Source organism: Streptomyces sp. CB02058 (assembly GCF_001905505.1).
GTDB lineage: Bacteria > Actinomycetota > Actinomycetes > Streptomycetales > Streptomycetaceae > Streptomyces.
This window is the reverse complement of the sequence record NZ_LIPG01000007.1, coordinates 167,630-192,397: the sequence shown is the minus strand read 5'-3', so window position 1 is coordinate 192,397 and position 24,768 is coordinate 167,630. Positions and strand designations below refer to the sequence as shown.

At 71.2% G+C, this 24,768-nt stretch carries 30 protein-coding genes; 18 read left to right on the top strand and 12 right to left on the bottom strand.

What is annotated here, in order from left to right; all coding sequences use genetic code 11:
• Nucleotides 1-8: 8 nt before the first annotated feature.
• Nucleotides 9-623 carry an endonuclease gene (locus AMK10_RS31760; RefSeq protein WP_073752336.1) on the bottom strand — a complete coding sequence of 205 codons (615 nt, stop codon included), beginning with the start codon at nt 621-623 and terminating at the stop codon, nt 9-11.
• On the bottom strand, nt 620-802 hold the full coding sequence (locus AMK10_RS31755) for a DUF6480 family protein (RefSeq protein WP_073752334.1): 183 nt from the start codon (nt 800-802) through the stop codon (nt 620-622). The genes AMK10_RS31760 and AMK10_RS31755 overlap by 4 nt, the downstream gene beginning before the upstream one ends.
• A 126-nt stretch (nt 803-928) precedes the next feature.
• Here AMK10_RS31755 and AMK10_RS31750 point away from each other — a divergent pair, with 126 nt between their 5' ends.
• Nucleotides 929-2,167: an FUSC family protein gene (locus AMK10_RS31750; protein WP_073752332.1), complete on the top strand. Its 1,239-nt coding sequence runs from the start codon at nt 929-931 to the stop codon at nt 2,165-2,167.
• A gap of 5 nt (nt 2,168-2,172) precedes the next feature.
• On the opposite strand, the gene AMK10_RS31745 is transcribed toward AMK10_RS31750, so the two are convergent.
• From AMK10_RS31745 to AMK10_RS31725, 5 genes are all read right to left on the bottom strand, one after another.
• Nucleotides 2,173-2,388, bottom strand: coding sequence for a CDGSH iron-sulfur domain-containing protein (locus tag AMK10_RS31745; RefSeq protein ID WP_073752330.1), 216 nt, complete (start codon nt 2,386-2,388; stop codon nt 2,173-2,175).
• Entirely contained in the window at nt 2,372-3,055 is a 684-nt protein-coding gene (locus AMK10_RS31740) for a HemK2/MTQ2 family protein methyltransferase (RefSeq protein WP_073752328.1), read from the bottom strand. The genes AMK10_RS31745 and AMK10_RS31740 overlap by 17 nt, the downstream gene beginning before the upstream one ends.
• 41 nt (nt 3,056-3,096) lie before the next feature.
• A complete protein-coding gene (locus tag AMK10_RS31735) occupies nt 3,097-4,059 on the bottom strand; it encodes an iron-containing redox enzyme family protein (protein WP_073752326.1) in 963 nt (320 codons plus the stop codon).
• A 136-nt stretch (nt 4,060-4,195) separates the two neighbouring features.
• Nucleotides 4,196-5,215, bottom strand: a complete 1,020-nt coding sequence (locus AMK10_RS31730) for a PHP domain-containing protein (RefSeq protein WP_073752324.1) — start codon at nt 5,213-5,215, stop codon at nt 4,196-4,198.
• 2 nt (nt 5,216-5,217) lie between these two features.
• Nucleotides 5,218-5,661 (bottom strand): hypothetical protein, encoded by a 444-nt coding sequence (locus AMK10_RS31725; protein WP_073752322.1) that lies wholly within the window; start codon nt 5,659-5,661, stop codon nt 5,218-5,220.
• Between the two features lie 122 nt (nt 5,662-5,783).
• Here AMK10_RS31725 and AMK10_RS31720 point away from each other — a divergent pair, with 122 nt between their 5' ends.
• The 12 genes from AMK10_RS31720 to AMK10_RS31665 all read left to right on the top strand — a co-directional run bounded on the left by AMK10_RS31720 (nt 5,784) and on the right by AMK10_RS31665 (nt 14,036).
• Nucleotides 5,784-6,104 carry a gas vesicle protein GvpO gene (locus AMK10_RS31720; protein WP_073752320.1) on the top strand — a complete coding sequence of 107 codons (321 nt, stop codon included), beginning with the start codon at nt 5,784-5,786 and terminating at the stop codon, nt 6,102-6,104.
• Nucleotides 6,105-6,140: 36 nt separating this feature from the next.
• Nucleotides 6,141-6,590 carry a gas vesicle protein GvpJ gene (gene gvpJ, locus AMK10_RS31715; RefSeq protein ID WP_073752317.1) on the top strand — a complete coding sequence of 150 codons (450 nt, stop codon included), beginning with the start codon at nt 6,141-6,143 and terminating at the stop codon, nt 6,588-6,590.
• A gap of 3 nt (nt 6,591-6,593) precedes the next feature.
• Nucleotides 6,594-7,343, top strand: coding sequence for a GvpL/GvpF family gas vesicle protein (locus tag AMK10_RS31710; protein ID WP_073752314.1), 750 nt, complete (start codon nt 6,594-6,596; stop codon nt 7,341-7,343).
• Between the two features lies 1 nt (nt 7,344).
• On the top strand, nt 7,345-7,599 hold the full coding sequence (locus tag AMK10_RS31705) for a gas vesicle protein GvpG (protein ID WP_073752312.1): 255 nt from the start codon (nt 7,345-7,347) through the stop codon (nt 7,597-7,599).
• A 7-nt stretch (nt 7,600-7,606) separates the two neighbouring features.
• The gene (locus AMK10_RS31700) at nt 7,607-8,560 is read left to right on the top strand and encodes a histone protein (RefSeq protein WP_073752310.1); all 954 of its coding nucleotides are present in this window, start codon (nt 7,607-7,609) and stop codon (nt 8,558-8,560) included.
• A gap of 6 nt (nt 8,561-8,566) precedes the next feature.
• Nucleotides 8,567-9,679, top strand: a complete 1,113-nt coding sequence (locus AMK10_RS31695; RefSeq protein ID WP_073752308.1) for an SRPBCC family protein — start codon at nt 8,567-8,569, stop codon at nt 9,677-9,679.
• Nucleotides 9,676-10,008: a gas vesicle protein gene (locus AMK10_RS31690; protein WP_073752306.1), complete on the top strand. Its 333-nt coding sequence runs from the start codon at nt 9,676-9,678 to the stop codon at nt 10,006-10,008. The genes AMK10_RS31695 and AMK10_RS31690 overlap by 4 nt, the downstream gene beginning before the upstream one ends.
• A 22-nt stretch (nt 10,009-10,030) precedes the next feature.
• The gene (locus AMK10_RS31685; protein ID WP_073752304.1) at nt 10,031-10,858 is read left to right on the top strand and encodes a GvpL/GvpF family gas vesicle protein; all 828 of its coding nucleotides are present in this window, start codon (nt 10,031-10,033) and stop codon (nt 10,856-10,858) included.
• Nucleotides 10,859-10,860: 2 nt separating this feature from the next.
• On the top strand, nt 10,861-11,088 hold the full coding sequence (locus tag AMK10_RS31680) for a gas vesicle protein (RefSeq protein ID WP_073752302.1): 228 nt from the start codon (nt 10,861-10,863) through the stop codon (nt 11,086-11,088).
• Entirely contained in the window at nt 11,085-11,363 is a 279-nt protein-coding gene (locus tag AMK10_RS31675) for a gas vesicle protein K (RefSeq protein ID WP_073752300.1), read from the top strand. The genes AMK10_RS31680 and AMK10_RS31675 overlap by 4 nt, the downstream gene beginning before the upstream one ends.
• Nucleotides 11,364-11,507: 144 nt before the next feature.
• Nucleotides 11,508-12,176, top strand: a complete 669-nt coding sequence (locus tag AMK10_RS31670; RefSeq protein WP_073752298.1) for a lytic polysaccharide monooxygenase auxiliary activity family 9 protein — start codon at nt 11,508-11,510, stop codon at nt 12,174-12,176.
• A 180-nt stretch (nt 12,177-12,356) separates the two neighbouring features.
• Nucleotides 12,357-14,036: an MFS transporter gene (locus tag AMK10_RS31665; protein WP_079180945.1), complete on the top strand. Its 1,680-nt coding sequence runs from the start codon at nt 12,357-12,359 to the stop codon at nt 14,034-14,036.
• A gap of 24 nt (nt 14,037-14,060) precedes the next feature.
• Here the strand turns inward: AMK10_RS31665 and AMK10_RS31660 are convergent, their stop codons facing one another.
• From AMK10_RS31660 to AMK10_RS31650, 3 genes are all read right to left on the bottom strand, one after another.
• Nucleotides 14,061-14,642 carry an N-acetylmuramoyl-L-alanine amidase gene (locus AMK10_RS31660; RefSeq protein ID WP_073752291.1) on the bottom strand — a complete coding sequence of 194 codons (582 nt, stop codon included), beginning with the start codon at nt 14,640-14,642 and terminating at the stop codon, nt 14,061-14,063.
• Nucleotides 14,643-14,727: 85 nt separating this feature from the next.
• On the bottom strand, nt 14,728-16,017 hold the full coding sequence (locus AMK10_RS31655; RefSeq protein ID WP_073752290.1) for an SWIM zinc finger family protein: 1,290 nt from the start codon (nt 16,015-16,017) through the stop codon (nt 14,728-14,730).
• Nucleotides 16,014-18,890 carry a DEAD/DEAH box helicase gene (locus AMK10_RS31650; protein ID WP_073752288.1) on the bottom strand — a complete coding sequence of 959 codons (2,877 nt, stop codon included), beginning with the start codon at nt 18,888-18,890 and terminating at the stop codon, nt 16,014-16,016. The genes AMK10_RS31655 and AMK10_RS31650 overlap by 4 nt, the downstream gene beginning before the upstream one ends.
• A gap of 259 nt (nt 18,891-19,149) precedes the next feature.
• Between AMK10_RS31650 and AMK10_RS31645 the strand changes: the two genes are divergently transcribed.
• The 3 genes from AMK10_RS31645 (at nt 19,150) to AMK10_RS31635 (ending at nt 21,031) form a co-directional block, all read left to right on the top strand.
• A complete protein-coding gene (locus tag AMK10_RS31645) occupies nt 19,150-20,214 on the top strand; it encodes a fatty acid desaturase family protein (protein WP_073752287.1) in 1,065 nt (354 codons plus the stop codon).
• 95 nt (nt 20,215-20,309) lie between these two features.
• Entirely contained in the window at nt 20,310-20,492 is a 183-nt protein-coding gene (locus tag AMK10_RS31640; protein ID WP_028442276.1) for a hypothetical protein, read from the top strand.
• Nucleotides 20,489-21,031, top strand: coding sequence for an MOSC domain-containing protein (locus tag AMK10_RS31635; RefSeq protein ID WP_198959842.1), 543 nt, complete (start codon nt 20,489-20,491; stop codon nt 21,029-21,031). The genes AMK10_RS31640 and AMK10_RS31635 overlap by 4 nt, the downstream gene beginning before the upstream one ends.
• A 100-nt stretch (nt 21,032-21,131) precedes the next feature.
• On the opposite strand, the gene AMK10_RS31630 is transcribed toward AMK10_RS31635, so the two are convergent.
• Nucleotides 21,132-22,049, bottom strand: coding sequence for a hypothetical protein (locus tag AMK10_RS31630; RefSeq protein WP_073752286.1), 918 nt, complete (start codon nt 22,047-22,049; stop codon nt 21,132-21,134).
• 202 nt (nt 22,050-22,251) lie between these two features.
• On the opposite strand from AMK10_RS31630, the gene AMK10_RS31625 reads away from it, so the two are divergent.
• Nucleotides 22,252-23,154: an oxygenase MpaB family protein gene (locus AMK10_RS31625; protein ID WP_073752896.1), complete on the top strand. Its 903-nt coding sequence runs from the start codon at nt 22,252-22,254 to the stop codon at nt 23,152-23,154.
• Nucleotides 23,155-23,190: 36 nt separating this feature from the next.
• Here AMK10_RS31625 and AMK10_RS31620 read toward each other — a convergent pair whose 3' ends face one another.
• Nucleotides 23,191-23,790: a class I SAM-dependent methyltransferase gene (locus AMK10_RS31620; RefSeq protein ID WP_073752285.1), complete on the bottom strand. Its 600-nt coding sequence runs from the start codon at nt 23,788-23,790 to the stop codon at nt 23,191-23,193.
• A gap of 161 nt (nt 23,791-23,951) precedes the next feature.
• Here AMK10_RS31620 and AMK10_RS31615 point away from each other — a divergent pair, with 161 nt between their 5' ends.
• A complete protein-coding gene (locus AMK10_RS31615; protein ID WP_073752284.1) occupies nt 23,952-24,749 on the top strand; it encodes an MHYT domain-containing protein in 798 nt (265 codons plus the stop codon).
• Nucleotides 24,750-24,768 lie beyond the last annotated feature (19 nt).

Here is a 24,768-nt window from a genome sequence, read left to right as displayed (position 1 = left end):
CCCTCCGTTCAGCCCTTGTCCAGCGACGCCCGCACGAGAGCGGCGGCGAGCACCGCGGGGTCCCGGCCGTCCGCGAGCCGTGCCAGCTTCCCGGCATTGCCCGGCAGGCCGAGCCGCCGTGCGCCCTGGAGTGCCTTCGCGTCCAGGCAGGGCGCCGTCTCCGGCCATACCGTCTGGACCTCGCGAAGGAAGATGTCGGCGCCGGCGGGCCCTATCCCGGGAAAGCGCCGCAGCCCCGTGCGCAACGCGTCCGGATCGCCGTCGGCCTCCCCGCGCAGGCGCCGCAGATCCCCGCCGTACGCGTCGAGCAGCAGCCGGGCCCCGTCCCCCAGCTGCGTCGCGGTCCGTTCGTCGTACCGCCGATAGCCGCCCTCGCCCAGCGCGTCGACTCGCTCCTGCCAGGTGGCGTCGGCCATCCGGCGCGGGGTGCGCAGCCGATGGGAGAAGAGCGCGCGGGCCGAGGCCACCGCCACGCCCGCCCGGATGCGGGCGCTCAGCAGGTCACTCAGCACGAGCAGTTGGTACAGAGGCTGGGGGGTGTCCCGCAGCCGGATACCGGCCTCGGCCGCGTATGTCGTTCCGTGCTTCTCCAGCAACGCGTCCATCGTCCGGCGTGCACTCATGTGAAGCCGAAGATGCGTGCGATGAAGTAGCCCGCGACGACGAGCGAGCCCAGCAGCACCACGGCCGCCCACAGGGCGGGGTGCTCCCAGATACCGCCGTCGGGGCGTTCGACGTGTGCCTCGCTTATGGAGCCCTCGGCGGGAGGTGTCTCTCCCGGGGGTGTCAGTGAGATAGCCATACCTCCACCATCCCCCTGTACCGCCGGAGCCGCGCGGGCTGGCCGATGGGCGCACGCGTACGTCCGTACGGAGTCCGCCGGGCCTTTGAAGCGCTGCGCGGTGCGGGTTCCGGGCACCGTGAAGGAATGCCTGCAGTTTCCACGCCCGCGCCCGTCGTCAAACTCGTCCAGCGCACCACCGAGCCGGCCGCGACCCAGACGCTGCGCTCGACCGCGGCGGCCGTCATCGCCTTCGCGGTGGCCCAGCTGGTCCTGCCCGCCCCGCACCCGGCGCCCCTCACCGCGCCCCTGACCGCGCTGCTCGTGGTGCAGGTGACCCTCTACGCCACGCTCACCACCGGCATCCGGCGCGTCAACGCCGTCGTCGTCGGGGTCCTGATCGCCGGCGGATTCAGCGCCCTGGTCGGCCTGAGCTGGTGGAGCCTCGGACTGACCATCTTCACCTCCCTGCTGATCGGGCGGGTGGTCCGGGTCAACGAGTTCGTGCCGGAGGTGGCCATCAGCGCGATGCTGGTCCTCGGCGTCTCGCAGGTCGCCGACTACGCCTGGGAACGGGTGCTGGAGACCCTCATCGGCGCGGGGGTCGGCCTGCTCTTCAACCTCCTGTTCGCACCGCCCGTCTGGGTCGAGTCCGGCAGCGCGTCCATCGGCGGCCTGGGGGAGCGGATGGGCACGATGTTCCGCGACCTGGGCGACGAGATCGGCGGCACCCACCCCGTACGGGAGGCGGCCGCCCGGCTGCACGAGGCCCGGCGGCTCGACCACGACATCGTGGAGGTCGACGCCTCACTCCGGCAGGCCGAGGAGAGCACGATGCTCAACCCCCGGGTGCGCCAGGGGATGCTGCACCGCGTCGTGCTGCGGACCGGGCTCGACACGCTGGAGATCTGCGCGGTGGTGCTGCGTGTCCTGACCCGCTCGCTGACCGACCTGGCCAAGGCGCGCACCGGAGAGGCACTCTTCCCGGACGACGTGGCCAGAGGCCTCAGGGAACTGTTCCGGAACATGTCCGAGGCCATCGAGGGCTTCGCGGTGATGATCACCACGCCGATGGCCGAAAGCGGCGAGGAGGCCGAGGACCGCCTCGCCGACGCGCTCGCCCGCAGTCGCGCCACACGTGACCACGTGGCCGACCTGCTGCTCGCGGGGGTGCAGGAACACCCCCGGCAGTGGCAGCTGCACGGCGCCCTGCTCGCCGAGATCGACCGCATCCTCGACGAACTCGACATCGACAAGCGCACGGAGCGCCTCGCCGAGGAGCTCGACCGCCGCTCGGCCGAGGTGCACGAGCGCCACCCCCGGCTGCGGGCGATGTCCCGCCGGCTGCGCGGGGCGACGCCCACGCGTTTCCGGCCCGACGAGTGAGCCGGTCAGTCCTTACCGCGGCCGGGCCGCTCACGGCGCCGGTGGCTGGTGTCGCACCACGGGTAGGTCCTGCTGCGCCTGCACATGCAGACGGCCACCACGAACCGGTCGGAGACGGCCACACGGCCGTCCGCGCAGACGACCTCCACCGGTCCCTCGACGAGCAGAGGACCCTCGTCGCCGAGGGTGATCCTGCACGGGCGCTCAGGGGTGTTCGGCACGGATGACCACCAGCTCCTCCGTCGTCTCGCCGTGGTCCACCAGCCCCGTGTCCCGCAGCCACCGCAGCCTCGACCGCAGCACCGGCCCCATGGGCACCTGGACGCGGTCACTGACGCGGGCCCGCAGGCCGACGTCCGCCAGGTGCCGCAAGGTCACCTCGCTGTCGCAGAGGCCGGAGTGCACCAACAGGAGACGGCCCCCGGGACGCAGAGCGGCAGGCGCGGCCCGGCAGACCCGGTCGAGGACCGCCCGGCCGTCGCGCCCCGCCTCCCAGGCACGCGACGCGCCGCGCTCCGGCAGCCGGCCCACGGGCGACGGCACATAGGGAGGATTGCAGATCACCAGGTCGTACGACCGGCCGGGCAGCGCGGAGAGGAGATCGCTGCGCTGCACCGTGATGCGCCGACGGGAGAGCAGCGCGTTCAGCCGGGCCGTCATCACGGCCCGCCACGCGATGTCGACGGCCGTCACCCGCGCGCCCAGCCGGGCGGCGTGCAGGGCCAGCGCGCCGCTGCCCGTACCGAGATCCAGGACCTCGGCGCCCGGGCCGATGGCCTCCCGGTCCAGCGCGGCCATGAGCAGGCGTGTGTCGTGCTGGGGCGCGTACACCCCCGGAAGCGTCATGAGACGGGCGGCGGGGGTGTCCTCGGCCATGTCTGCGGACATCTGCGGCTCCCTTCGGGGGCGCGGGCCAGGGTGGGTGTGGGTCAGACCTGCCAGTGGGCGAGCAGGTGGTCCCCGAGCCGGTCCTCCAGATGCGAGGTGGCGGTGACGCCGAAAGCGATGTCGGCCGACAGATCCGGTTCGTCGTCGAGCAGCCCCCCGATCACGTCACGGCGTACCACCTGCTCGTGCACCGCGTCGGCCACGACGTGCTCGGTGTAGAAGAACTCGGCGGCGGGCCCGGCGCCGGTGCGCTTCATGGCGTTGGCGAGACGCCGTGAGGCGGGTGAGGAGGTGATCTCGACCGCCGCGAAATGACCCACCAGCGCACCGCGCAGCCCCCGGTGCAGGCCGAACAGGGACATCAGATTGACCAGGGCCAGCATCGGCGCGCGGCCCTCGTCCAGATAGCGGCCGTACGTCGCGTCCAGACCCAGTTCGCCCATCAGGTCCGCGAACAGCTGGGCGTGGACGCGGTCCGCGCGCCCCGCGCCGAACTCGTCGTACTCGATCGCCGCCATGCCCGCCTTCGCCCGCCCATGGAGGCGGGGCAGCACCCAGGCGTGCGGGTCGGCCTCCTTGAGGTGGTAGAGGGAGCGCTGCACCGCGTAGTCACGCAGATGGCGGAGCTCGCCCTCGTCCTGGAGGAACCAGGAGAGCCCGGTCCCGTGGACCGGTTCCACCAGGAGGCCGTCCAGGACATCGTCCAGGCCCGCCGCGGGTGCGGCATCGCGCCGCAGAGCCGTCAGGAAGCGGTCCTCCAGGGCGGCGCGCACCGCGAGCAGGGGCGGATCCCACTCCAGCTCGGGGCGGACGCCGGCGAAGCCGCGATAGTGCAGCTCGTAGCAGACGTACAGGGCGAGCTGCAGATCGTCGCCGTACGGTTCGGCGGTCGCCGCGTCGCCGGGACCTGGCAGCGGGCCGGCGCCCCGAAGGTAGGCGATCACACCCTCGGAGAGCGCACCGCGTGCCTGCGGCAGCAGAGGGCCTGTGCATTGACCGGACATGAGCTTCCTCCTGCTCCGGTCCGAGCCGGAGCCATCTGGACAACCCCGATCGACTGTACGCCGGACCTCCCGGACCGGCCCGTGCGCACCGGTCCGCCCCGGACCACCGGCCCATGGCTGCCCGTCCGCCCGGCAGCTACCCGCGCTTGTTGTCACCCGCCCAGCCCAGCAGCCGATCCACCGGCCAGTTCGTGACGACGCGCTCGGCGGGCACACCGCACTCCTCGGCCCGCGCGCAGCCGTAGGCCTGCCAGTCCAGCTGGCCGGGCGCATGGGCATCGGTGTCGATGGAGAGCAGCGCTCCCGACGCGACCGCCTGCCGGAGCAGGCCACGCGGCGGGTCGAGCCGCTCGGGGCGGCAGTTGATCTCGACGGCGGTGCCCGACTCGGCACAGGCGGCGAAGACCCGCTCGGCGTCGAACACGGACTCGGGCCGCTTCTTCGCGCCGACGAGCCGCCCGGTGCAGTGCCCGAGGATGTCCGCGTGCGGATCGCGTACGGCCGCGAGCATCCGCCGGGTCATCGCCGCGGCGTCCATGCGCAGCTTCGAGTGCACGGAGACGACCACCACGTCGAGGCGCTCCAGCACTTCGGGATCCTGGTCGAGCGAGCCGTCGTCGAGGATGTCGCACTCGATGCCCGTGAGCAGACGGAAGGGCGCCCACCGCTCGTTGAGCTCCGCCACGACGGACAGCTGCCGCAGCAGACGCTCGGTCGACAGCCCGTTCGCGACCGTCAGCCGGGGGGAGTGGTCGGTGAGCACCGCCCACTCGTGGCCCAGCTCGGCCGCCGTACGGCCCATCTCCTCGATGGGGCTGCCACCGTCGGACCAGTCGGAGTGGAGATGGCAGTCACCGCGCAGCGCCGCGAGGAGCTTCTCGCCGCCGGTCGCCAGTGGGCTGGAGGACTCCGCCTCCAGCCGTGCGAGGTACGCGGGCGTCTCGCCCTCCACCGCCTCGCGGATCACCGCGGCCGTCTTCGGCCCGATTCCGCGCACCGCCTCGAGCGAGCCGTGCGTCACCCGATCGGCGAGCTCCTCACCGTCCATCGAGCCGATCGCGCCGGCCGCCGTGCGGAAGGCCTTCACCCGGTAGGTGGCCGCCTGGGACCGCTCCAGCAGGAACGCGATCCGGCGCAGCGCGTCGACCGGATCCATGGTCAGGGCCGGGCCGTGTGCTGGGGGTGCCCGTGCGTGCGGCGGGCCTCTTTCATCTCCGCCTCGTACAGGTGCCTGCGCCCGCCGGCGAGCTCCTGGCGCACCCGCTCCTCGACCGCGACGAACGGCCGGTAGTAGGTGTCGTCGTACGCCTCGACGAGCTGGAAGGTCCAGCAGCCGGGAACGACGTTGCGGCCCAGGATCTCCCGCTCCACGAGATCGGCCTGCTCCGCGTGGCCCCCCATCCGGAGCAGCTCCACCGCCCGGTCGAGCGTCAGGTCCGCGCCGCCCGTGAGCTGATGGAACCCGTAGAGCTGGCCCCGGGCCCGCTCCACCTTCTCCAGCGCCTCCGTCAGCACCCCGAGGGCCTCGACGGTCGTGTCGCCGACCCCGGACGGCCGTACGTGTTCCTCGTCGGGCCCACTCGGTTCACGGGTCTCACTCATGCCTACGACTGTGCACGCCTCCCGCACGACGCGTCCCGCCGGAACGCCGAAAGGGTGAGTGCCCACAGGCCCCGCCCAGCCTTCGAGATGCGCCCGGCCGGTTCCTGACCAGACTGGAATCCATGGCAGAGAATCGTCGCGCCCGCTCCGGGCAGACAGCGAAGAAGACGGCATCCCGCACCGCGTCCCGACGCGGTCCCGAACATGCCGCCCGCGCCGCCTGCGAGAGCCTGGAACGTCTGATCTGTCACCCCGCGGAAGGGGTGTCGGCCGTGCGGCGCAAGGACGACGGCTGGTGCGTCGTCGTCGATGTCCTCGAAGTGCCCCGCATCCCCGACACGACGAGCCTGCTGGCCTCCTACGAGGTCCAGATCGACGAGCGGGGCGAACTCATGGAGTACAGCAGGGTCCGCCGCTACCGGCGGGGCTCCGCCGACGAGTGAGTGACCCGATTCGCCCCCCACCCGGAAGGACGCTCCATGACCACGACCATGTACGCCGACGAAGTCGCCCCCTGCCCGCCCCGGGCCGGGACGCTCTACGACGTCCTGGAACTCATTCTCGACCGGGGCATGGTCATCGACGTGTTCGTCAGGGTGTCGCTGGTCGGGATCGAGATCCTCAAGATAGACGCGCGCATCGTCGTGGCGAGTGTGGACACCTACCTCCGCTTCGCCGAGGCGTGCAACAGGCTCGACCTGGAGCGTGACTCCGGAAGCACGACCATTCCCGAGCTGCTCGGAGGACGCGCCGCCAAGTCCATCGGCAAGCGCAAGGTACGCAAGGCCGCGGAGTCGGTCGGCGACACCGTGCGCAAGGCGGTGGGCGGCGACGACGACGAGGACGGCGAGGAGCGGGAGGAGCGGCCCAAGAAGCGGAGGGCCCCCGCACGCGAGGGATCCCAGCGGCGCCGACGCGCGGAGGCGTGAGCCGTGACACAGAACGGCGTGTACGTCTACGCGATCGTCCCGGCGGCGGCCGTGCTCCCGGCGGGTACGGCCGGCGTGGGCAGCCCCCCGGCCGAGCTGAGGCTGGTGAGGGACGGCAAGCTCACTGCGGTCGTGAGCGACGCCCCACCACAACTGCGGGCCAGGCGACGTGACCTGATGGCACATCAGGACGTACTGCTTCGGCTCTCGGACGGCGGTCCTGTGCTGCCCATGAGGTTCGGGGCCGTCGCACCGGACGAGGACTCGGTGCGCGCCCAGCTGGCCGGGTCGCGGGCGGAGCACCTCGCCACGCTGAGGCACCTGGACGGGGGCGTCGAGATCAACCTCAAGGCGCTCCCCGCCCAGGACGCGCTCGCGGCCGTGGTCGAGCAGGAGAAGGACGTACGCCGGCTGCGTGAGGCGGTCCGCAGGCGCCCCGGCTACGAGGAGAACGTCCGGCTGGGGGAGGCCGTCGCCACCGCGTTGTCTCGCCGGGCTGCCGACGCCGGGAGGAAGATCCTCCACAAGCTCACCCCGATGGCTCGCGCAGTGGCCGCCGGGCCCGAGGTCCACGGCTGCGCGCTCAACGTGTCGTTCCTCGTCGACCGGAGCGAGAGCGACACCTTCAGGGCCGCGGCGCAGCGGTTCGCCGACGACCATCGCGACCACGTGGAGCTCCGGGTCGCGGGACCGCTGCCCTGCTACAGCTTCGTCTCCTCGCGCCCGCTCCGGACCCCGGTCGCAGGGGCCTGACATGGGACTGTTCACCGGCCTGCTCCTGCTGCCGCTCGCACCGGTGCGTGGCGTGGCCTGGGTCGCGGAGAAGGTGAACGACGCGGCCGAACGCGAATTCAACGACCCGCAGGTGATCAGGGCCCGGCTCGCCGCGCTGAACCTGGAACTCGAGGACGGCCACATCGGCCTGGAGGAGTTCGAACGGGAAGAGGAGGAGCTGCTCGACCGGCTTCATGCCGCCCGGGTCCGCCCCGCGCCGAACCATCGAAGGTGACTCACTCATGGAAGAACAGACAAAGGTCACGCTCGCAGCCGCCGTGGTGGGCGGATACGTGCTCGGCCGCACGAAGAAGGGCCGTCTCGCACTCTCCGTCGCCACTTACCTGGCCGGCAGGCGCTTCGGCCTCGAACCTCGCCAGCTCGCCGCCGAAGGGATGCGCCGACTGGGCGAGATGCCACAGTTCGCCGAACTTCAGGACCAGTTGAAGGGCGAAGTACTCGACTCCGGCAGGAAGGCGCTGACGGCTGCGGCGGACCGGGGCATGAACTCCCTGGCCGATGCCCTCAGCGAGAGGACGGCGCGCCTCGGGGAACCGGAGGAGGCCGACGAGGACGAGTACGACGAGGAGGAGTACGAGGGGTACGACGACGAGGAGGAACCGGAGGAGGGCGAGGAGGAGTACGAGTACGAGGACGAGGAACCGGAGGAGGAAGAGGAGCCCGAGGAGGAGTACGAGGACGAGGAGCCCGAGGAGCCCCGGCGCAGGACTGGAAAGAAGGCGGCGCCGTCGAAGAAGCCCTCGGCAGCCAAGAAGGCTCCTGCCAAGAAGGCTCCTGCCAAGAAGGCGCCCGCCAAGAAGGCGCCTGAGAAGAAGACGGCGACGAAGAAGGCCGCATCCGAGAAGCCGGCTCCTGCGAAGAAGGCCGCGGCCAAGAAGGCCGCCCCCAGGAAGAGCGCTGCCGACAAGTCGGCAGCGAAGAAGGAAGCGCCTGCCAAGAAGTCGGCAGCCAAGAAGTCGGCGCCCGCGAAGAAGGCGGCGGCGAAGAAGTCGGCCCCGGCCAAGAAGACGGCCCGCAAGGCTCCCGCCAAGAAGTCGGCGCCCTCCCAGAAGTCGGCTCCGGCGAAGAAGTCGGCGTCTCCCGCCAAGAAGTCGTCGGCCAGGAAGAGCGCTTCAGCCAAGAAGACGACGTCATCGAAGCGAGCCGCGTCCCGACGCGGCGGACGGCAGAGGTAGGCAGCCATGGCCAGGACGGACAGAGACGAACCCGAAGAGTCGGGTGTGGACCGCCTCCGCGAGGAGTTCTCGAACTTTCTCGGCGCACAGACGGGGAAGCTCGCCGAGAAGGCGGGCGACAAGCTGACCGGGCTGACAGGGCAGCTCACCGACATCGCCGAGAACGGCGGTTCACTGGCGTCGGTCGGCTCCCGTGTCCTCCAGGGCGAATCCCCGGTGAAGGCGTTCGTCGCGGACAAGGCGAGCAGCGTCAAGGACAACATCGTGGACAAGGCCAAGGACGCTTTCGGCGGCGGGAAGAACAAGCGCAAGTCCAGCGGCGGCAAGTCCATGAACATCATCGAGGTGCTCGATGTCGGGGTGCCCCTGCGCACCGCCTACGACCACTGGACGCGCTACGACGAGTTCAGCAGCTTCACGAAGGGCGTGCAGAGCGTTTCGACGGATGAGGAGGAGGTGGAGAGCGACTGGAAGGTCAAGATCGGCCCGTCCTCACGCGGCTTCAAAGCCACGGTCCAGGAACAGGTGCCCGACGACCGCATCGTGTGGACCTCCGAGGGAGCGAAGGGCTCCACACGCGGATGCGTCAGCTTCCACGAACTCGCGCCGAGCCTGACCCGGATCGTTCTGGTGGTGGAGTACTACCCGTCAGGATTCTTCGAGAAGACGGGCAATCTGTGGCGTGTGCAGGGCCGCCGCATGCGACTCGACTTCAAACTCTTCCAGCGGTTCGTCACGCTGACCGACGAGGAACCCGAGGGCTGGCGCGGTGAAATCCGCGACGGGGAAGTTGTCGTGACGCACGAAGAGGCGATGGAAAAAGAGGAAGCCGAGAACGAAGAGGCGGACGAGGAACCCGAGGACGGGGAAGAGGACGACGCGGAGTACGAGGACGAGCCCGAGGAAGAGGAGCCCGAGGAAGAGGAGGAAGAGGAGCCCGAGGAGGAAGACGAGTACGAGGACGAGGAGGAGCCCGAGTACGAGGACGAGGAAGACGACGAACCCGAGTACGAGGACGAGGAATACGAGGACGAAGAAGAAGAGGAGGACGGCGAGCCCGAGGAGGAGGAAGAGGACACCGCCCCCAGGAAGCGACGAGGACGGAGGGCATCGAGGTGACGGATCTCGACCTCGGCCGGGACGCGTACCCCATCCCGGGGCCGCAGAACACCAACCTCGCCGACATCCTCGAACGGGTTCTGGACAAGGGCATCGTCATCGCGGGTGACATCAAGATCGACCTTCTCGACATCGAGCTGCTCACCATCCGCCTCCGCCTGTTCGTCGCCTCCGTGGACACGGCGAAGAAGGCCGGGATCGACTGGTGGGAGACCGATCCCGCGCTGAGTTCCCGGGCCGCCCGCAATTCCCTCCAGGACGAGAACCGTGAACTGCGCGAGCGCCTGGAGGCGCTCGAGTCGAAGACCAGCGAGACATCGGCCGGCTGACGAGCAAGGAGAACCGAGCCTCATGACGGAGTGCGGACCCGAAACTTCGGACGCCGGCGCCCTGTACGTCTTCGCGGTGTGCGCAGACCCCGACCCGGAGTCGTTCGCGGACCTTCCCGGCGTCGCGCCGGGTGAGCAGCTGCGTGCCCTGCGGTTCGGAGAGCTGACCGCGATCGTCCAGACGGTGCGGGCCGCCGATTTCACGGAGGACGCGTGGCAGGCCCGGATGGCCGACCAGCGAGAGCTTGAACGGTACGCGCGTGCGCATCACCACGTCGTCTCGGCTGCCGCCGCCTGCTGCCCCACCGTTCCGTTGCCGCTGGCCACGCTCTACCACGGCGAAGAGCGCGCCCTCGAGGCGTTGCTCGGCGAGACCGAGCGCTTCCGTACGGCCCTGGAGCGCACGGCGGGCCACTCCGAATGGGGTGTGAAGGTCTACGCGAGCGACGCCCCGGCCGAGCCCCCGGCGCCGGAACCGGTCGCCCCTGCGCACCGGCCCGAATCCAGGGGTCCCGGCGTCAGACCGGCACCTGGAGCCGGTCTCGCCTACCTGGAGCGCAAGCGCGGGGTGCAGGCGCGGCGTGAACGGCGGCACGAGGACGCCCTGCGGGTCGCCGAGACGGTCGACGCCTCCTTCCGTACCGTCGCCGCCGCGGGGCGCAGGCTGAGGCTGCACGCTGCGGAGCCGACGGGGAAGGGCGGTGCGCAGGTGCTCAACGCCACCTATCTGGTCAGGGCGCACCGGACGGCGGAGCTCGAGGAGCTGACCAGGACGCTTCGGGCCGATACCGGTGCCCGCATCGAGATCTCCGGGCCCTGGGTGCCGTACTCCTTCGTCGGCGAGGTGTAGACGTGCAACGCGAAGTGGTGCCCTGGGACAACCCCGAGCCCCTGAGCGGCCCCATCGGAGTGCCGCTCGTCGACCTGCTGGACCGGGTACTGGCCACCGGCGTCGTGATCAGCGGTGATCTCGTGATCGCGATCGCCGACGTTCCTCTCGTCCGGCTGTCGCTCCACGCCCTGCTCTCCTCGGTCAACGAACGCGTCCCGGCGCCCTGGGCGGACGGGGGCCCGCTGTGACGGCCTCACGACTCGACGTCGACTCCGACCAGTTGGGGCGCGATCTGGTCGCGCTCGTCCTGACCGTGGTGGAACTGCTGCGCCAGCTCATGGAACGCCAGGCCATCCGCCGTATCGACCAGGGCGATCTGAGCGAGAGCCAGGTGGACGAGATCGGGACCACGCTCATGATGCTCGACCAGCGGATGGCGGAGCTCTGCGAGCAGCACGGGGTACGTCCCGAGGACCTCAACCTGGACCTCGGCCCCCTCGGAACGCTGCTCCCGCGCGACTGACGCCCGCCTCGCCCACCGTTCGCCGCTGCCGGCCGTGTCGAGGCGGACATGTTTGAGGCGAGCGGGGTGGGGCAAAGCCCAAGTGGCGCGGGAGCGCTCCCACGCCACTGGATCCCCCCACCTCCCTGAAACGGAGAGCATTCCATGATCTGTCATGAGCGCATCAACTTAGCCGGGTGGGCGCCACGCCTCGGCGGCGTCTTCGTCGCGGCCCTGCTCTGTCTCCTCCCGTGGACAGGCACCGCGAGCGCCCACGGCTCCGTCGTCGACCCGGCGTCCCGCAACTACGGCTGCTGGCTCCGCTGGGGCGACGACTTCCAGAACCCGGCCATGGCGCAGGAAGACCCCATGTGCTGGCAGGCCTGGCAGGCCGACCCGAACGCCATGTGGAACTGGAACGGGCTGTACCGCAACGGCTCCGCCGGGAACTTCCCGGCCGTCGTACCCGACGGCCAGCTGTGCAGCGGGGGCCGGGCCGAGAGCGGCCGCTACAACTCCCTCGACACCGTCGGCGCCTGGAAGACCACGGACATCACCGGCGACTTCACGGTGAAGCTGTACGACCAGGCCAGCCACGGCGCCGACTATTTCAAGGTGTATGTCACCCGGCAGGGCTTCGACCCCGCCACCCAGGCCCTGACCTGGGCCGACCTCCAGCTGGTCGCCGAGACCGGGAGCTACGCCCCCAGCCAGAACTACGAGATCCCGGTGAGCACCTCGGGACTCAGTGGCCGCCATGTCGTCTACACGATCTGGCAGGCGTCGCACATGGACCAGACGTACTTCCTGTGCAGTGACGTGAACTTCACCTGATCCCCCCCCCGCATCATGCCCCGGTCCCGCCGGACACCCCTGTCCGGTGGGGCCTCGCGGGTCAGGCGGGAGTGCTGTTCGCGCCGCCGCGCGTGATCGATTGGCGGAGCCGTCCGCTCCGACCTAACGTCGATGAGTGAACGTTTCCGTTCATTGCCGACACGCATGGCACGTAGCGCTATGACTGCATCCCGAGCGAAGTCCGCGTCCATTGCCGGAACCCCGGAGCGGGGCCACGGCAACGGGATAGCGCTGCTCATCATCGCCTCGTGCCAACTGATGGTGGTTCTCGACATCACCATCGTGAACATCGCCCTGCCGCACATCCAGACCTCGCTCGGCTTCTCGACCGAGAGCCTGTCGTGGGTGATCAACGCCTACACCCTCACCTTCGGCGGGCTGCTCCTGCTCGGCGGGCGCCTGGGTGACATCCTCGGGCGCCGCAGGGTCTTCATCTTCGGAGTGCTGCTCTTCGTCCTGGCCTCGCTGCTCGGCGGCCTCTCGCAGGAGTCCTGGCAACTGCTGGCGGCGCGTGCGCTCCAGGGAGTCGGCGGCGCGATCGCCTCGCCGACCGCCCTCTCCCTCATCACCACGACCTTCGACGAAGGCCCCGCGCGCAACCGCGCGTTCGGCGTGTTCGCCGCGGTCTCCGCGGGCGGAAGCGCGATCGGACTGCTGGCCGGCGGAGTGCTGGTGGAGTGGCTGGACTGGCGGTGGGTGCTCTTCGTCAACGTACCCATCGGCCTGCTGATCGCCTTCGCCACGCCCCGGTACATCAAGGAATCCGAACGCCACCCCGGTCACTTCGACCTCCTCGGCGCGCTCACCTCCACGCTGGGCATGGTGCTGCTCGTCTACGGCTTCATCCGGGCATCCGAGGACGGCTGGAGCGACACCGTGACCATCGGGGCCTTCGTCGGTGCCGTGGTCTTCCTCGCCGCCTTCCTGGCCGTGGAGCGCCGGTCGAGGCAGCCCATCACGCCGCTGCACATGTTCCGCGACCGCAATCGCGCCGGCGCCTACGGAATGATGCTGAGCCTGGCCGCCGCCATGTTCGGGATGTTCTTCTTCCTGACCCTCTTCGTGCAGAACATCCTGGACTTCAGCCCGTTGCAAGCGGGGCTGGCCTTCCTGCCGGTGAGTGCGATCATCGCGGTCAGTGCCGGACTCGCCTCGCAACTGCTGCCCCGGTGGGGACCCAAGCCCTTCATGGTGGTGGGTGCCGTCCTGGCGGCGGCGGGGCTCGCCTGGCTCACGCTGACGGACGTCGACAGCACCTACCTCGGCAGCATTCTCGGCCCCATACTGGTCTTCGGCTTCGGCATGGGCATGCAGTTCGTGTCGCTGACGCTGATGGCGGTCTCCGGTGTGGCGCCCAGGGAGGCGGGGGCGGCGTCCGGGGTCCTCAACGCCACCCAGCAGGTCGGCGGCTCGCTGGGGCTGTCCATCCTCGTCACGGTGTTCGGCACGACCAGCCGCAACGAGGCGACGGAGCAGATACCGAGCTTCCTCGCCGAGGCCACGCCCGCCCAGCAGCTGGAGTTCCGCAGGACGGGCGAACTCCCCTCACCGTGGGGTGACCAGGTGCTGGCGTCCGGCGTCTCCAGCGCGTTCATCGTCGCCGCCGTCTTCTCCGTCGTGGCCGCGCTGATCGCCCTGATCGTCATCCAGGTCCGCGCGTCCGACCTCGAACGCCTGCGCGGCGGGGGCGCCATGGGGCCACCGATGGCGGACGACGCTTCCGGAGCCGGGACGGACCAGGTCCCCGAGGCGGGTGGCCGGGCCGACGGCGCCGGGCACGACCTCGGAGTGCCGACGCGGAAACGGGACGGAGGCGAAGGTTCCGCTCCCCTCGGATAGCGTGACCTTCACCGCCCCTCGTCGTCAGACCAGGTTGACCAGGCGGATGTAGCGCACCCAGTCCCAGTTGACCCCGGGGTCGGTGTGGTCGCTGCCCGGCACTTCGTGATGGCCGATGATGTGCGCGCGGTCCTTGGTCAGGCCGTAACGGTCACAGATGTCCGCGGTCAGCCTCGCCGACCGCTCGTACATCGCGTGGGTGAAGTAGGAGGGCTGATCGACCCAGCCCTCGTGCTCGATGCCGATGCTGCGGGTGTTGTAGTTCCAGTTCCCCGCGTGCCAGCCGACGTCCTTCTCCCGTACGCACTGCGCGACCAGGCCGTCCCCCGACCGCACCACGTAGTGCGCCGAGACCTGCTTGGCCGGATTCTGGAAGATGCCGATCGTCTCGGTGAACGTCTCCTGGGCGACGTGGATGACGACGCGGTCGACCGGATACGCCGAAGGGCGGCTCGACACCGTGTAGTTGGACGTCGACGCGGGGGACCACTGCGCTCCCGGGAAGTCGGTCGCCGCCGCCGGCGCGGCCACGGCGCGGACCGACGCGGGGAGGAGCGCCGCGGTGGCGGTCGCCGCGGCGCCCTGGAGGATCCGTCTGCGCTGCATCAGCACTCCTGTACGTGGGGGGAGTCCGTCAGGTCTACGCCTGAACACGCGCACGCCCGCCCCACGGTTCCGCGCCGGCGCGTGTTCAGGAGCCGGACAGCACCCCGGCCAGTGCGGCGGCCGGATCGTCGTCCGCCGGCCCGGCAGGCACCCAGCGGCCCCGTTTCTTGGTGTACGGCCACCAGCGCCCGTCCCGCCCGTACCGCAGCTGTGCGCCCGAACCGACCACGGTCCAGCGGTTGTTCGCGGCGCGGAGCCGCGGGCCCTCACCCTCCTCCCACGCCGCCGCGAGCTGCGCCCCGGCCCGGGTGAGCTCCTCGGCCCCGGGCTGCCACTCCTCGTCGTACACCGCCAGTGCCGCCGCCCCGCCGTACCGCCAGGCGCGGGCCGCCGCGTCGAGTCCGGCCGGCTGCCGTCCCGCCGCCGAGGCGAGACGCGCCCCCATCGCCGTGTCGGGCCGCCCGTCCGCCGCCAGCCGCACGGCGTCCTGTTCCGGCGTCAGCAGGGCCGGCGGCGGCTGCTCACCATGGCCCGGGGCGAGCGCGTCCGCCAGCATCGCGTAGGCCCGTACGGCGCTGTCCGCCGCCAGGAACTCCAGTGCGGCGGGATCGATCCCGCCGGCCGGCTCCGCGTCCGTGTCCAGCGAGGGCGGCAGGCCCGGCTCGGCGGGCAGCGGCGGCGGAGGGGGGAGCGGCGGCAGGATGTCCCGCGCGGTGAACGCCTCGTCCGCCCGGACGCCGCGCGTCGCGGGCCGCTCGGCCGGATCGTCCGCCGGGGCCGCGCCCGCTTCCCGGACCGCCCGCGCGGCACTGCGCACCTGCAGCTCGTCCAGCAGCCGCCGTTCGTCGCGCCCCCGCAACAGCAGCAGCACGAAGGGATCCTGGTCCAGCAGCCGCGCCACCTGGTAGCAGAGGGCGCCCGAATGCGGACAGTGGTCCCATGCCTCGCAACTGCACTCCGGTTCCAGATCGCCGATGCCAGGCAGCAGTTCGACCCCGGCGGCTGCCGCGTCCTCCACCAGATGCGGCGGCATCTCGCGGTCGAGCAGCGCAGCGATGTGCCCGGACCGCTCGGACGCCATGTCCAGGAATCGGTCCCACTCCTCCTCGCTCAGCTCCTGGAGGAGCACATCACTGCGGTGCGTCGTCGAAGAGCCGTCCCGCACGAGAGCGGTGAGTCTGCCCGGCCTGACCGACACCGCCCCGACCCTGCCCTCCCGCGCCAGCCTGCGCCCCCGCTTGAGCTGCGCGCCGTCGAGCGCCGTGTCCTCCAGTGCCTTCAGCCACGCCTGTCCCCACCAGGACGAGGCGAACCCATGACCCCGCGCCGGCGGCAGGGCGGCGAACGTACGCTCCGGCTCGTGACTCCCGCTCATCGTGCGCCCCCTCGCAGCTCGACCAGTTCGGCCAGTTCGGCATCGGTCAGTTCACTCAGCGCGGCCTCGCCGCTGCCCAGCACGGCGTCCGCCAGTTTCTGCTTCCGTGCCAGCATGGCGGCGATGCGGTCCTCGACCGTCCCCTCGGCGATCAGCCGGTGCACCTGCACCGGCTGGGTCTGCCCGATCCGGTACGCGCGGTCGGTGGCCTGCGCCTCCACGGCCGGATTCCACCAGCGGTCGAAGTGCACCACATGACCCGCCCGGGTGAGGTTGAGCCCCGTGCCCGCGGCCTTCAGCGACAGCAGGAACACCGGCGCCCCGCCCTCCTGGAAGCGGTTCACCATCGCCTCGCGTTCGGCGACCGGGGTGCCACCGTGCAGGAACTGGGTGGGGACCCCGCGCGCGGTCAGATGCCGCTCCAGCAGCCGGGCCATCTGCACGTACTGGGTGAACACCAGCACGCTCGCGCCCTCGGCGAGGATCGTGTCGAGCAGTTCGTCCAGCAGCTCCACCTTCCCCGAACGGTCCACGATCCTCGGCCGCTCCTCCTTGAGGAACTGCGCCGGGTGGTTGCAGATCTGCTTGAGCGCCGTCAGCAGCTTCATGACGAGCCCCCGCCTGGCGAAGCCGTCCGAACCGGAGATCTCGGCGAGCGTCTCGCGCACCACCGCCTCGTACAGACCGGCCTGCTCCGGGGTGAGCGACACCGCGCGGTCCGTCTCCGTCTTCGGCGGCAGCTCCGGGGCGATGCCCGGGTCCGACTTGCGGCGCCGCAGCAGGAACGGGCGGACCAGCGCGGCCAGGCGTTCCGCGGCGGCGGGGTCGTTGCCGCCCTCCACCGCGCTCGCGTACCGCGTGCGGAACGTGCCGAGCCTTCCCAGCAGCCCGGGAGTCGTCCAGTCGAGGATCGCCCACAGCTCGGAGAGGTTGTTCTCCACGGGGGTACCGGTGAGTGCGACACGGGCCCGCGCCCCGATGGTGCGCAGCTGCCTGGCGGTCGCCGAACGCGGGTTCTTGACGTGCTGCGCCTCGTCGGCGACGACCATGCCCCAGGAGGCCTCGGCCAGCCGGGCGGCGTCCAGGCGCATCGTGCCGTACGTGGTGAGGACGAACTCGCCGTCGGCGAGGTCCTCCAGCGAGCGCGACACGCCGTGGAAGCGGCGCACCGGAGTGCCCGGGGCGAACCGCTCGATCTCCCGCTGCCAGTTCCCCATCAGGGAGGTGGGACACACCACGAGCGTGGGCCCCGCAGCCGACGGGTCGCCCTGCCTGTGCAGATGGAGGGCGATCAGGGTGATGGTCTTGCCGAGCCCCATGTCGTCGGCCAGACAGCAGCCGAGGCCCAGGGAGGTCATGGTGTCCAGCCATTCCAGGCCGCGCAGCTGGTAGTCGCGCAGACTCGCGTCGAGCGCCGCCGGCTGTCCGACCGAAGGGCGGTCCGCGGACTCCGGGTCCGCGATCCGCTCGCGCAGCCGGTCGAGCCAGCCGCTCGCGGCCACCTCCACCTGCCGCCCGTCGACCTCGGTCGTCCCGGTCAGGACCGCGCCCAGCGCGTCGATGGGCGTCACCTTGCGGTCCCGGGTGGCGCGGGCGCGCCTGACCTCCTCCGGGTCGACGAGGACCCACTGGTCGTGGAGGCGCACGAGCGGCCTGCCCGTTTCCGCGAGCCGGTCGATCTCCGCCCGGCTGAGTTTCCGGTCGCCCAGCGCGAACGACCAGTCGAACGCGAGCAGGGCATCGGCCGACAGGAAGGAGGGCGTCTGCGGTCCGGTGCCCGCCGGTGACGCCTCGTCGCCGTCCTCCGGTCCGATCACGGCGCGCGCGGTGAGTTTCCTCGCCAGCGCCTTCGGCCAGTGGACCTGCACGCCCGTCGCGGCGAGCGCCCTGGCCGCGGGGCCCAGCAGTTCCGCGATCTCCTCGTCGGCGGGCTCCACCGCGTCCGGAACCGCCGCCGAGAGGAGGGGCGTCAGCGGCGGCCAGGCCCGCGCGGCGCGCCGCAGGGCGAGCAGGGCGTCCATCCGGGCGCGCGGACCGAAGAGCGAAGCGGCGGGGGAACGGTCGGTCCATACGCCCGCCGCGTCCGCGACCAGGGCGGGGTCCTGAACGCTGTGAATCTGCAGGACGACACGGAAGGAGGGACCGGGGCCCGCGCGGTGCTCCGCGTCCGGCGTGTCGGCCAGCCCGGACACCTCGACACGCAGGGAGAGCCGGACCCCCGCGTCATGTCCCGCCGCCACATCGGCCGCCCACGGCCGCAGTGCGGGCAGGTGCTGCGCGGCACGCGCGGCGAACGCCGGTGAGCCCGTCGCGAATTCGGCGCCCGGTGTACGCGGCAGTCCGTCCACCACCGCGTCGATGAACGACCGCAGCAGCGACTCGGGGTCGGCCAGCATCAGCGGATCGGCCGTCGCGTCGAGCGGGACGGCATGGGCGTCGGGCGGCATGGAGGCCGCCAGCACGCGGATACGTTCGAGGTCGGCCGCGGCCAGCGGTCCGGCCCGCCACGCGTCGCGGTCCGTGGGACTCAGCCCCGGCAACAGCAGTCCGCGTGCGACGAGTTGGAGTGCGAGCACTCCGGCGGCGCCCCAGAACGCGGCCGACGGGGAGGCGTGGGCGGAGGCCCGCGCCCGTGTCAGGACGGGCAGCGCCTCCCGTACGGGCACGAGCAACGCCGGTACCGCGTAAGGGCGTGCGTCGCTCCCGGCGACGGTGATGTCCTGCGGACTCCCTGGATCACCGGGAGGGGTGCTACCGTCCGGGTTCCAGAACGCGATCAGGCCGGTACGGGCCGGATCCGCGGGGAGGAAGACTGCGGAGCAGCGGGACAGTTCAGCGTTCTGGTCTGGTGTTTCCGCAGGGAGCCTGTGCACAGCGATGTCAGATTCCTCAAATTTGACTAGTGAGCCCGGGGTCGCCGAGGGTACCTCACTCACGGCCCGCCCCGGGAGAAACGCGCAGTGACCCACCTCGCTCGTTCCTGCCTTCTGAAGCCTGGGGTACAGCTGTCCCCACCACCGGACACGGGGGATTGCCCCCGCACGGCCGGGGTGATGGCGCCATGGCTGCCGCAGGCCCGCCCTCCGTACGTTTTGACGAGGTCAGCGCAGTTGCCCAGAAACCGGAGACGTCATGCCCCAGGCGGTAGAAGCCACCGTTGAGCAACACCCCCGCGAGGGATCGGAGATTCCCGCGGACACCCGTACCGCCGGCAGTGATTTCGCACCGCTCCTGAAAACCGTCAAGGGGCAGGGACTGCTGGAACGGCGCACCGGCTGGTACGCGGCAGGCATCGCGGCCAATCTGATCGCGTCGGCGGCGGTGATCACGGGGGTGGTGCTCATCGGCGACTCCTGGTGGAACCTCTTCCTCGCGCTGCCGCTGGCCGTCCTGTGGACCCGTACCGCCTTCTTCGGGCACGATGCCGGGCATGCCCAGATATCCGGCGACCGCAGGGCGAGCAGGGTCACCGGACTCGTGCACGCCAACCTGCTCCTCGGCATGAACGAGGCCTGGTGGAACGACAAGCACGTACGCCACCACGCCAACCCCAACCACATCGACAAGGACCCCGACGTCGGGGTCGGAGCCCTGGTGTGGACCCAGAAGCAGGCCGCGCAGCGCGAGGGCTTCGCCCGCTGGCTCACCCGCAACCAGGCGCGCCTCTTCTTCCCGATGCTGCTCCTCGAAGGCATCGCCCTCAAGATCTACGGCTTCCAGTTCCTGAGCCGCCAGCCCGCCCGTGAACGCGCCCTGTCCGGCGGTCTGCTCGCCGGACACCTCGCGCTGTACGTGACCCTGCTGCTGACCACCATGTCCCCGGGCAAGGCCGTCGTCTTCGCCCTGGTGCACCACGCGCTGTTCGGTCTCCACCTGGGCATGGCGTTCGCCCCGAACCACAAGGGCATGGAGATGCCCGACCCCGACGGCGACCGCTGGGGCCACCTCCAGCGCCAGGTCCTCACCTCGCGCAACGTGCGCGGCGCCGTCCTCACCGACTGGTTCCTCGGCGGCCTGAACTACCAGATCGAGCACCACCTCTTCCCGAGCATGCCCCGGCCCCATCTGCGGCTGGCGCAGCCCCTCGTGAAGGCGCACTGCGCGTCGATCGGCATGCCCTACGCGGAGACGGGGCTCATCGAGTCCTACCGCCAGGCGCTGCAGCACATGCACGAGGTCGGCGAGCCCCTCAGGTAGGCCCCGCGGCACCTTTCCCGCGGAGCCGGAACCGACGGGCGCCCACAGGCGTTCTCCCCACAGGAGCGGCTCCGGCCGCGAAGGAGGCACGGATCATGTCGAACGGTGCAAAGATCGCCATCGGGGGAGTCGTCGCGGCAGTCGTCCTGATTCCGTTCATCGGATTCTGGTGGTCACTGCTGGTCCTCATCGGGGTGCCCACCGTGGGTTACCTCATGCTCGACCCGTCGCAGAGGCGCAGGCTCCGCAGGATCAGCCGTAAGGAGATAGGACGCTGAACAGCACGGTCACCGCGGTGAGCAGCAACGGTGTGTACGCGTTCACCAAGCCGAACAGGGACAGCATCACGCTCCTGGCCGGACTCGGAGTGGAGGGCGACGTGCACGCCGGTGTCACGGTCAAGCACCGCTCCCGCGTCGCCCAGGACCCGACCCAGCCCAATCTGCGCCAGGTCCACCTCATCCACGAGGAGCTCTTCGGCGAGCTGCGGGAGGCCGGTTTCGAGGTGGCCCCGGGCGATCTCGGGGAGAACGTCACCACCAGCGGACTCGATCTTCTCGCGCTTCCCGTGGGTACCCTGCTGCACCTCGGCGACGAGGCCGTCGTCGAGGTCACCGGCCTGCGCAATCCCTGCCTGCAGATCGAGGCCTTCCAGGCAGGACTGCTCAAGCAGGTCGTCGGCCGCGCGGACGACGGCACCATCCTCCGCAAGGCCGGAATCATGGGCATCGTCAGGACGGGCGGGGCCGTGCGCCCCGGCGACCGGATCAGCGCCGTGCTGCCCGCCGAGCCGCACCGGCCGCTGGAGCGCGTGTAGCACCGACGCCCACGGACACGGACCGCCGCGGCAGGGCCCGGCGGTCCGTGTCCTCCGTGAGGTGCCGGTGAGACCGATCCGGCGGTCCGTGGGGTGCCGGTCAGGACGGCCGGACGGCCAGTGCGTCGAGCGCCTCGAGCAGCCCGGGCAGCTCAGGGCCCCGGCCGACCGTCATGACCTCGCCGGGCTCCTCGTCCAGCAGGATGAAGGCGATGTCGTCCGTCCTCGCGACCAGGGACCAGCCCGGTCCGTCGGCACGCAGGGTGCGGGCCCCACCGGGGGCGAACGCGGAACGTATCCGGCCGGGCGGGGGCGGGGAGGCCACATAGGCCCGGGCCGCTTCGAGCGCCCTGCGTACGCCGGGGTGCTGCCCGGATCCGGCGGCTGCTCCACCGGTCTCCTCGTCGGCATCGGGCGCCTGCGACCCGTCCGCCCCCTGCTCTCCCGTCCCGGCGGCATCCGACGCGGAGTCCGCCCCGGATCCGGACTCCGATCCGGCCCCGGACGCGCCGAACGCGGTCTCGTCATCGATCTGCTCGCGCCAGGCCGACCACTGAAGAGCGATCTCGTCCGCTCCGAGCCTCCGCTGCGGAGCCCCCCACACCGAGGTGTCCGGCGGTGTCAGCGGCTTCAGCGCCTCGTCCTCCGGGCCGGGGAGCGGATCGTGCGGCTCGGGCACCCCGGGCGTCGCGACCGCCAGCTCGAGCGGCCACCCCGGCAGTGCGCACACCACCGAGCGGTCGTCGGGGGAGAGGTCGTACTCCATCCCGCAGTCCCACGAGGCGATGGCGACGGCCACCAGCGAGACGTCGTCCACGACCACCGTCCACCGTGCGCCGCCGCTGTCCTGGCCGAGCACCAGGCCGTACCCCTCGGCGTACGGCTCCAGGCCGAGCCCGTCGCACGCGGCCACGTAGTCGTCGCCCAGCACGCTAGGAAACTGCGCGGGAGTCAGCAGCACCGCGGTCAGCACGAACAGCGAGTCCTCTTCGGCGACCGTGTCGTCCGTCCCAGCCACAGCACCCTCCCTCATCCGTTGGATCGGTCGTATCCGTCGGCGCACCTTAACTACTCGGTAACCCCCTCGTCGAGGCCCTGACAAGCGATGACGCCGACCTGCACAGAAGGTGCGGACGCGCCACGCACGCCCCTCGCACCGTGGTGCCGGCCCTCCGCGTCCCCGTAGGGTGGTGCCTCCGGCCGACGAGGGGGAGAGCACGGTGAAGCGGTTCGAACGGCTCAAGGAGATCCAGCGCCTGGACCCGGAACGGGACTTCCTCGAGATCTACCGGCTCACCGTGACGTACGAATTCCCCTGGGACATCACCCGAGCGCTCGAACTCGCCCTGTACCGCACCTACGCGGTCCCCAGCATCGGCCGACTGCTCGCGGAGACAGGGGAGCTGACGGAGCGCCCGCAGAAGAGGTACGACGACACCTCGCTGCTCCTGGACGCCGTCGTGGAGCACGGATTCGACAGCGAGGCGGGGCGCACGGCGGTCCGCCGGATCAACCGGATGCACCGCAGCTACGACATCAGCAACGACGACATGCGCTATGTGCTCTGCACCTTCGTCGTGACCCCCAAGCGCTGGATCGACTCCTACGGCTGGCGCAGGCTCTCCGGCCACGAGCTACGCGCCTTCGCCGCCTACTACCGCACGCTCGGCGCCCGCATGGGCATCCAGGACGTCCCGCAGACCTACGAGGACTTCGAGCGGGTCCTCGACAGCTACGAGGACGCACACTTCGGCTGGGACGAGGGCGCACGCTCGGTCTCCGACGCCACCCTGGCCCTCATGGGCTCCTGGTACCCCCGTCCGCTCGCGCCCCTCGTCCGCGGGGCGAGCCTCGCCCTGCTCGACGACTCGCTGCTGCGGACCTTCCGGTACGCGCCGCCGGGGCCCCTCGCCCGCGGGCTGACCCGCGGCGCCCTGCGCCTGCGAGCGCGCGCCGTGCGCCTCCTCCCGCCGCGTTCCACCCCGCACTACGCCCGCCAGAACCCCGAGATCAAGGGCTACCCGGACGGCTACGAGGTGTCCGGGCTCGGCACCTTCCCCACCCCGGGCGTCCGCGGCTGCCCCGTGCCGCACGGCCGGTCCGCGGAGACCCCGGCCGAGTGAGCCGCGCGGAGCCGGCACCCGGCCGGCCGCCCCCGCTCAGCCGGTTCGCACGGCGAGCACCAGGAACCGGTCGTCCTCGTCGGTGTACGACTCCAGCCGCCAGCCCGACTGCGCCAGCAGGGGTGCGAGACCGGGCTCGGACCTGAGGTCGTCCTCCGAGAGGGCGCGGCCGTGCCGGGCGGCCAGCGCGGCCCGCCCGATCGGGTGGAACAGCGCGAGCCTGCCGCCCGGACGTACCACCCGAGCCAGCTCCGAGAGGCCGTGTGCCGGGTGCGTCAGATGCGAGATCAGCCCGGCCGCGAAGACCGCGTCGAGGGTTCCGCCGCGCAGCGGCAGCCGTTGGGCGTCCGCCAGGAGCAGCACGCCGCTCGTCTCCCTGCCCGTCCGCCGGGCCGCGTCGAGCATCTCGGGCGTCAGATCGGCCCCGAGCACCGTCCCGCCGCCACCGACCGCCGCACGCAGGGCGGGCAGCGCGCGTGCCGTACCGCAGCCCGCGTCGAGCACGGTGTCGCCCGGGCGCAGACCGAGCTCTCCGACGGCAGCGGCGTAGGCGGGTCCGTCATCGGGGAAGCGGCTGTCCCAGTCCGCCGCCCGCACGGAGAAGAAGTCCTGGACGTGTGTGTGGTCGTCGGCCATGCGGACATGATCGCGCAGTCCGCAGCTGAACGAAACGACGTGAGGCGGCGTACTCGTTCGAACTGTGGCCGATCGTTCGGGACCCTCTCTCTGTCATATTTCATCTGCTTTCGAAATGCGCCCCTGAAGTGCGCCCTGGTGCGGGCTAGCGTCCCGGATCCATGGGACACCTGGACCACGCCACCTTCGGCTGGCTGACCCCCGTGCTGTCGTACGCGATGGCATCGATCGGCGCCGCGCTCGGGCTGCGGTGCACCGTGCGCGCACTGGGCACCAGCGGCCGCTCGCGCCGCAACTGGCTGTTCACCGCCGCCTCCGCCATCGGCACGGGCATCTGGACGATGCATTTCGTCGCCATGCTCGGCTTCGGCGTCACCGGCACCGACATCCGCTACGACGTACCGCTCACCCTGCTCAGCCTCCTGGTCGCCATGCTGGTGGTGGGGGCGGGAGTCTTCACCGTCGGCTACAGCCGGGACCGCTCGCGCGCTCTCTTCATCGGGGGCCTCACCACCGGGCTCGGCGTCGCCAGCATGCACTACCTGGGCATGGCCGCCCTGCGGCTCCACGGCACCGTCGCCTTCGACCCGCTGCTGGTGACCATCTCCGTCGTCATCGCCGTCGTAGCGGCGACAGCGGCACTCTGGGCAGCGCTCAACATCAAGTCGCCGGGGGCGGTGGCCATGGCGTCGCTCGTCATGGGCGCCGCCGTCAGCAGCATGCACTACACCGGGATGCTGGCCGTCGGCGTCGAGGTCACACCCTCGGCTGCCGTTCTTCCCGGGGCCACCGTCATGCAGTTCATCTTCCCCCTCGCCGTCGGCCTCGGGTCGTACCTCTTCCTGACCTCGGCATTCGTCGCCCTGTCACCGGCGGCGCGGGAACACCGTACGGACGTCGCGCCCGTTCCCTTCGACGACGCGCGTGCCGAACGGCCCGCGACGGCCCAGGCCCCCTGACCGCCGCGAGCACCGCGGC

Excerpts from the sequence above, each read along its gene's own strand:
- AMK10_RS31760 (WP_073752336.1), bottom strand. The coding sequence starts at position 623 with ATGAGTGCACGCCGGACGATGGACGCGTTGCTGGAGAAGCACGGAACG.
- AMK10_RS31755 (WP_073752334.1), bottom strand. The coding sequence starts at position 802 with ATGGCTATCTCACTGACACCCCCGGGAGAGACACCTCCCGCCGAGGGC.
- AMK10_RS31750 (WP_073752332.1), top strand. The coding sequence starts at position 929 with ATGCCTGCAGTTTCCACGCCCGCGCCCGTCGTCAAACTCGTCCAGCGC.
- AMK10_RS31740 (WP_073752328.1), bottom strand. The coding sequence starts at position 3,055 with ATGTCCGCAGACATGGCCGAGGACACCCCCGCCGCCCGTCTCATGACG.
- AMK10_RS31735 (WP_073752326.1), bottom strand. The coding sequence starts at position 4,059 with ATGTCCGGTCAATGCACAGGCCCTCTGCTGCCGCAGGCACGCGGTGCG.
- AMK10_RS31730 (WP_073752324.1), bottom strand. The coding sequence starts at position 5,215 with ATGGATCCGGTCGACGCGCTGCGCCGGATCGCGTTCCTGCTGGAGCGG.
- AMK10_RS31725 (WP_073752322.1), bottom strand. The coding sequence starts at position 5,661 with ATGAGTGAGACCCGTGAACCGAGTGGGCCCGACGAGGAACACGTACGG.
- AMK10_RS31720 (WP_073752320.1), top strand. The coding sequence starts at position 5,784 with ATGGCAGAGAATCGTCGCGCCCGCTCCGGGCAGACAGCGAAGAAGACG.
- gvpJ (WP_073752317.1), top strand. The coding sequence starts at position 6,141 with ATGACCACGACCATGTACGCCGACGAAGTCGCCCCCTGCCCGCCCCGG.
- AMK10_RS31705 (WP_073752312.1), top strand. The coding sequence starts at position 7,345 with ATGGGACTGTTCACCGGCCTGCTCCTGCTGCCGCTCGCACCGGTGCGT.
- AMK10_RS31700 (WP_073752310.1), top strand. The coding sequence starts at position 7,607 with ATGGAAGAACAGACAAAGGTCACGCTCGCAGCCGCCGTGGTGGGCGGA.
- AMK10_RS31695 (WP_073752308.1), top strand. The coding sequence starts at position 8,567 with ATGGCCAGGACGGACAGAGACGAACCCGAAGAGTCGGGTGTGGACCGC.
- AMK10_RS31685 (WP_073752304.1), top strand. The coding sequence starts at position 10,031 with ATGACGGAGTGCGGACCCGAAACTTCGGACGCCGGCGCCCTGTACGTC.
- AMK10_RS31670 (WP_073752298.1), top strand. The coding sequence starts at position 11,508 with ATGATCTGTCATGAGCGCATCAACTTAGCCGGGTGGGCGCCACGCCTC.
- AMK10_RS31665 (WP_079180945.1), top strand. The coding sequence starts at position 12,357 with ATGACTGCATCCCGAGCGAAGTCCGCGTCCATTGCCGGAACCCCGGAG.
- AMK10_RS31660 (WP_073752291.1), bottom strand. The coding sequence starts at position 14,642 with ATGCAGCGCAGACGGATCCTCCAGGGCGCCGCGGCGACCGCCACCGCG.
- AMK10_RS31655 (WP_073752290.1), bottom strand. The coding sequence starts at position 16,017 with ATGAGCGGGAGTCACGAGCCGGAGCGTACGTTCGCCGCCCTGCCGCCG.
- AMK10_RS31645 (WP_073752287.1), top strand. The coding sequence starts at position 19,150 with ATGCCCCAGGCGGTAGAAGCCACCGTTGAGCAACACCCCCGCGAGGGA.
- AMK10_RS31640 (WP_028442276.1), top strand. The coding sequence starts at position 20,310 with ATGTCGAACGGTGCAAAGATCGCCATCGGGGGAGTCGTCGCGGCAGTC.
- AMK10_RS31620 (WP_073752285.1), bottom strand. The coding sequence starts at position 23,790 with ATGGCCGACGACCACACACACGTCCAGGACTTCTTCTCCGTGCGGGCG.
- AMK10_RS31615 (WP_073752284.1), top strand. The coding sequence starts at position 23,952 with ATGGGACACCTGGACCACGCCACCTTCGGCTGGCTGACCCCCGTGCTG.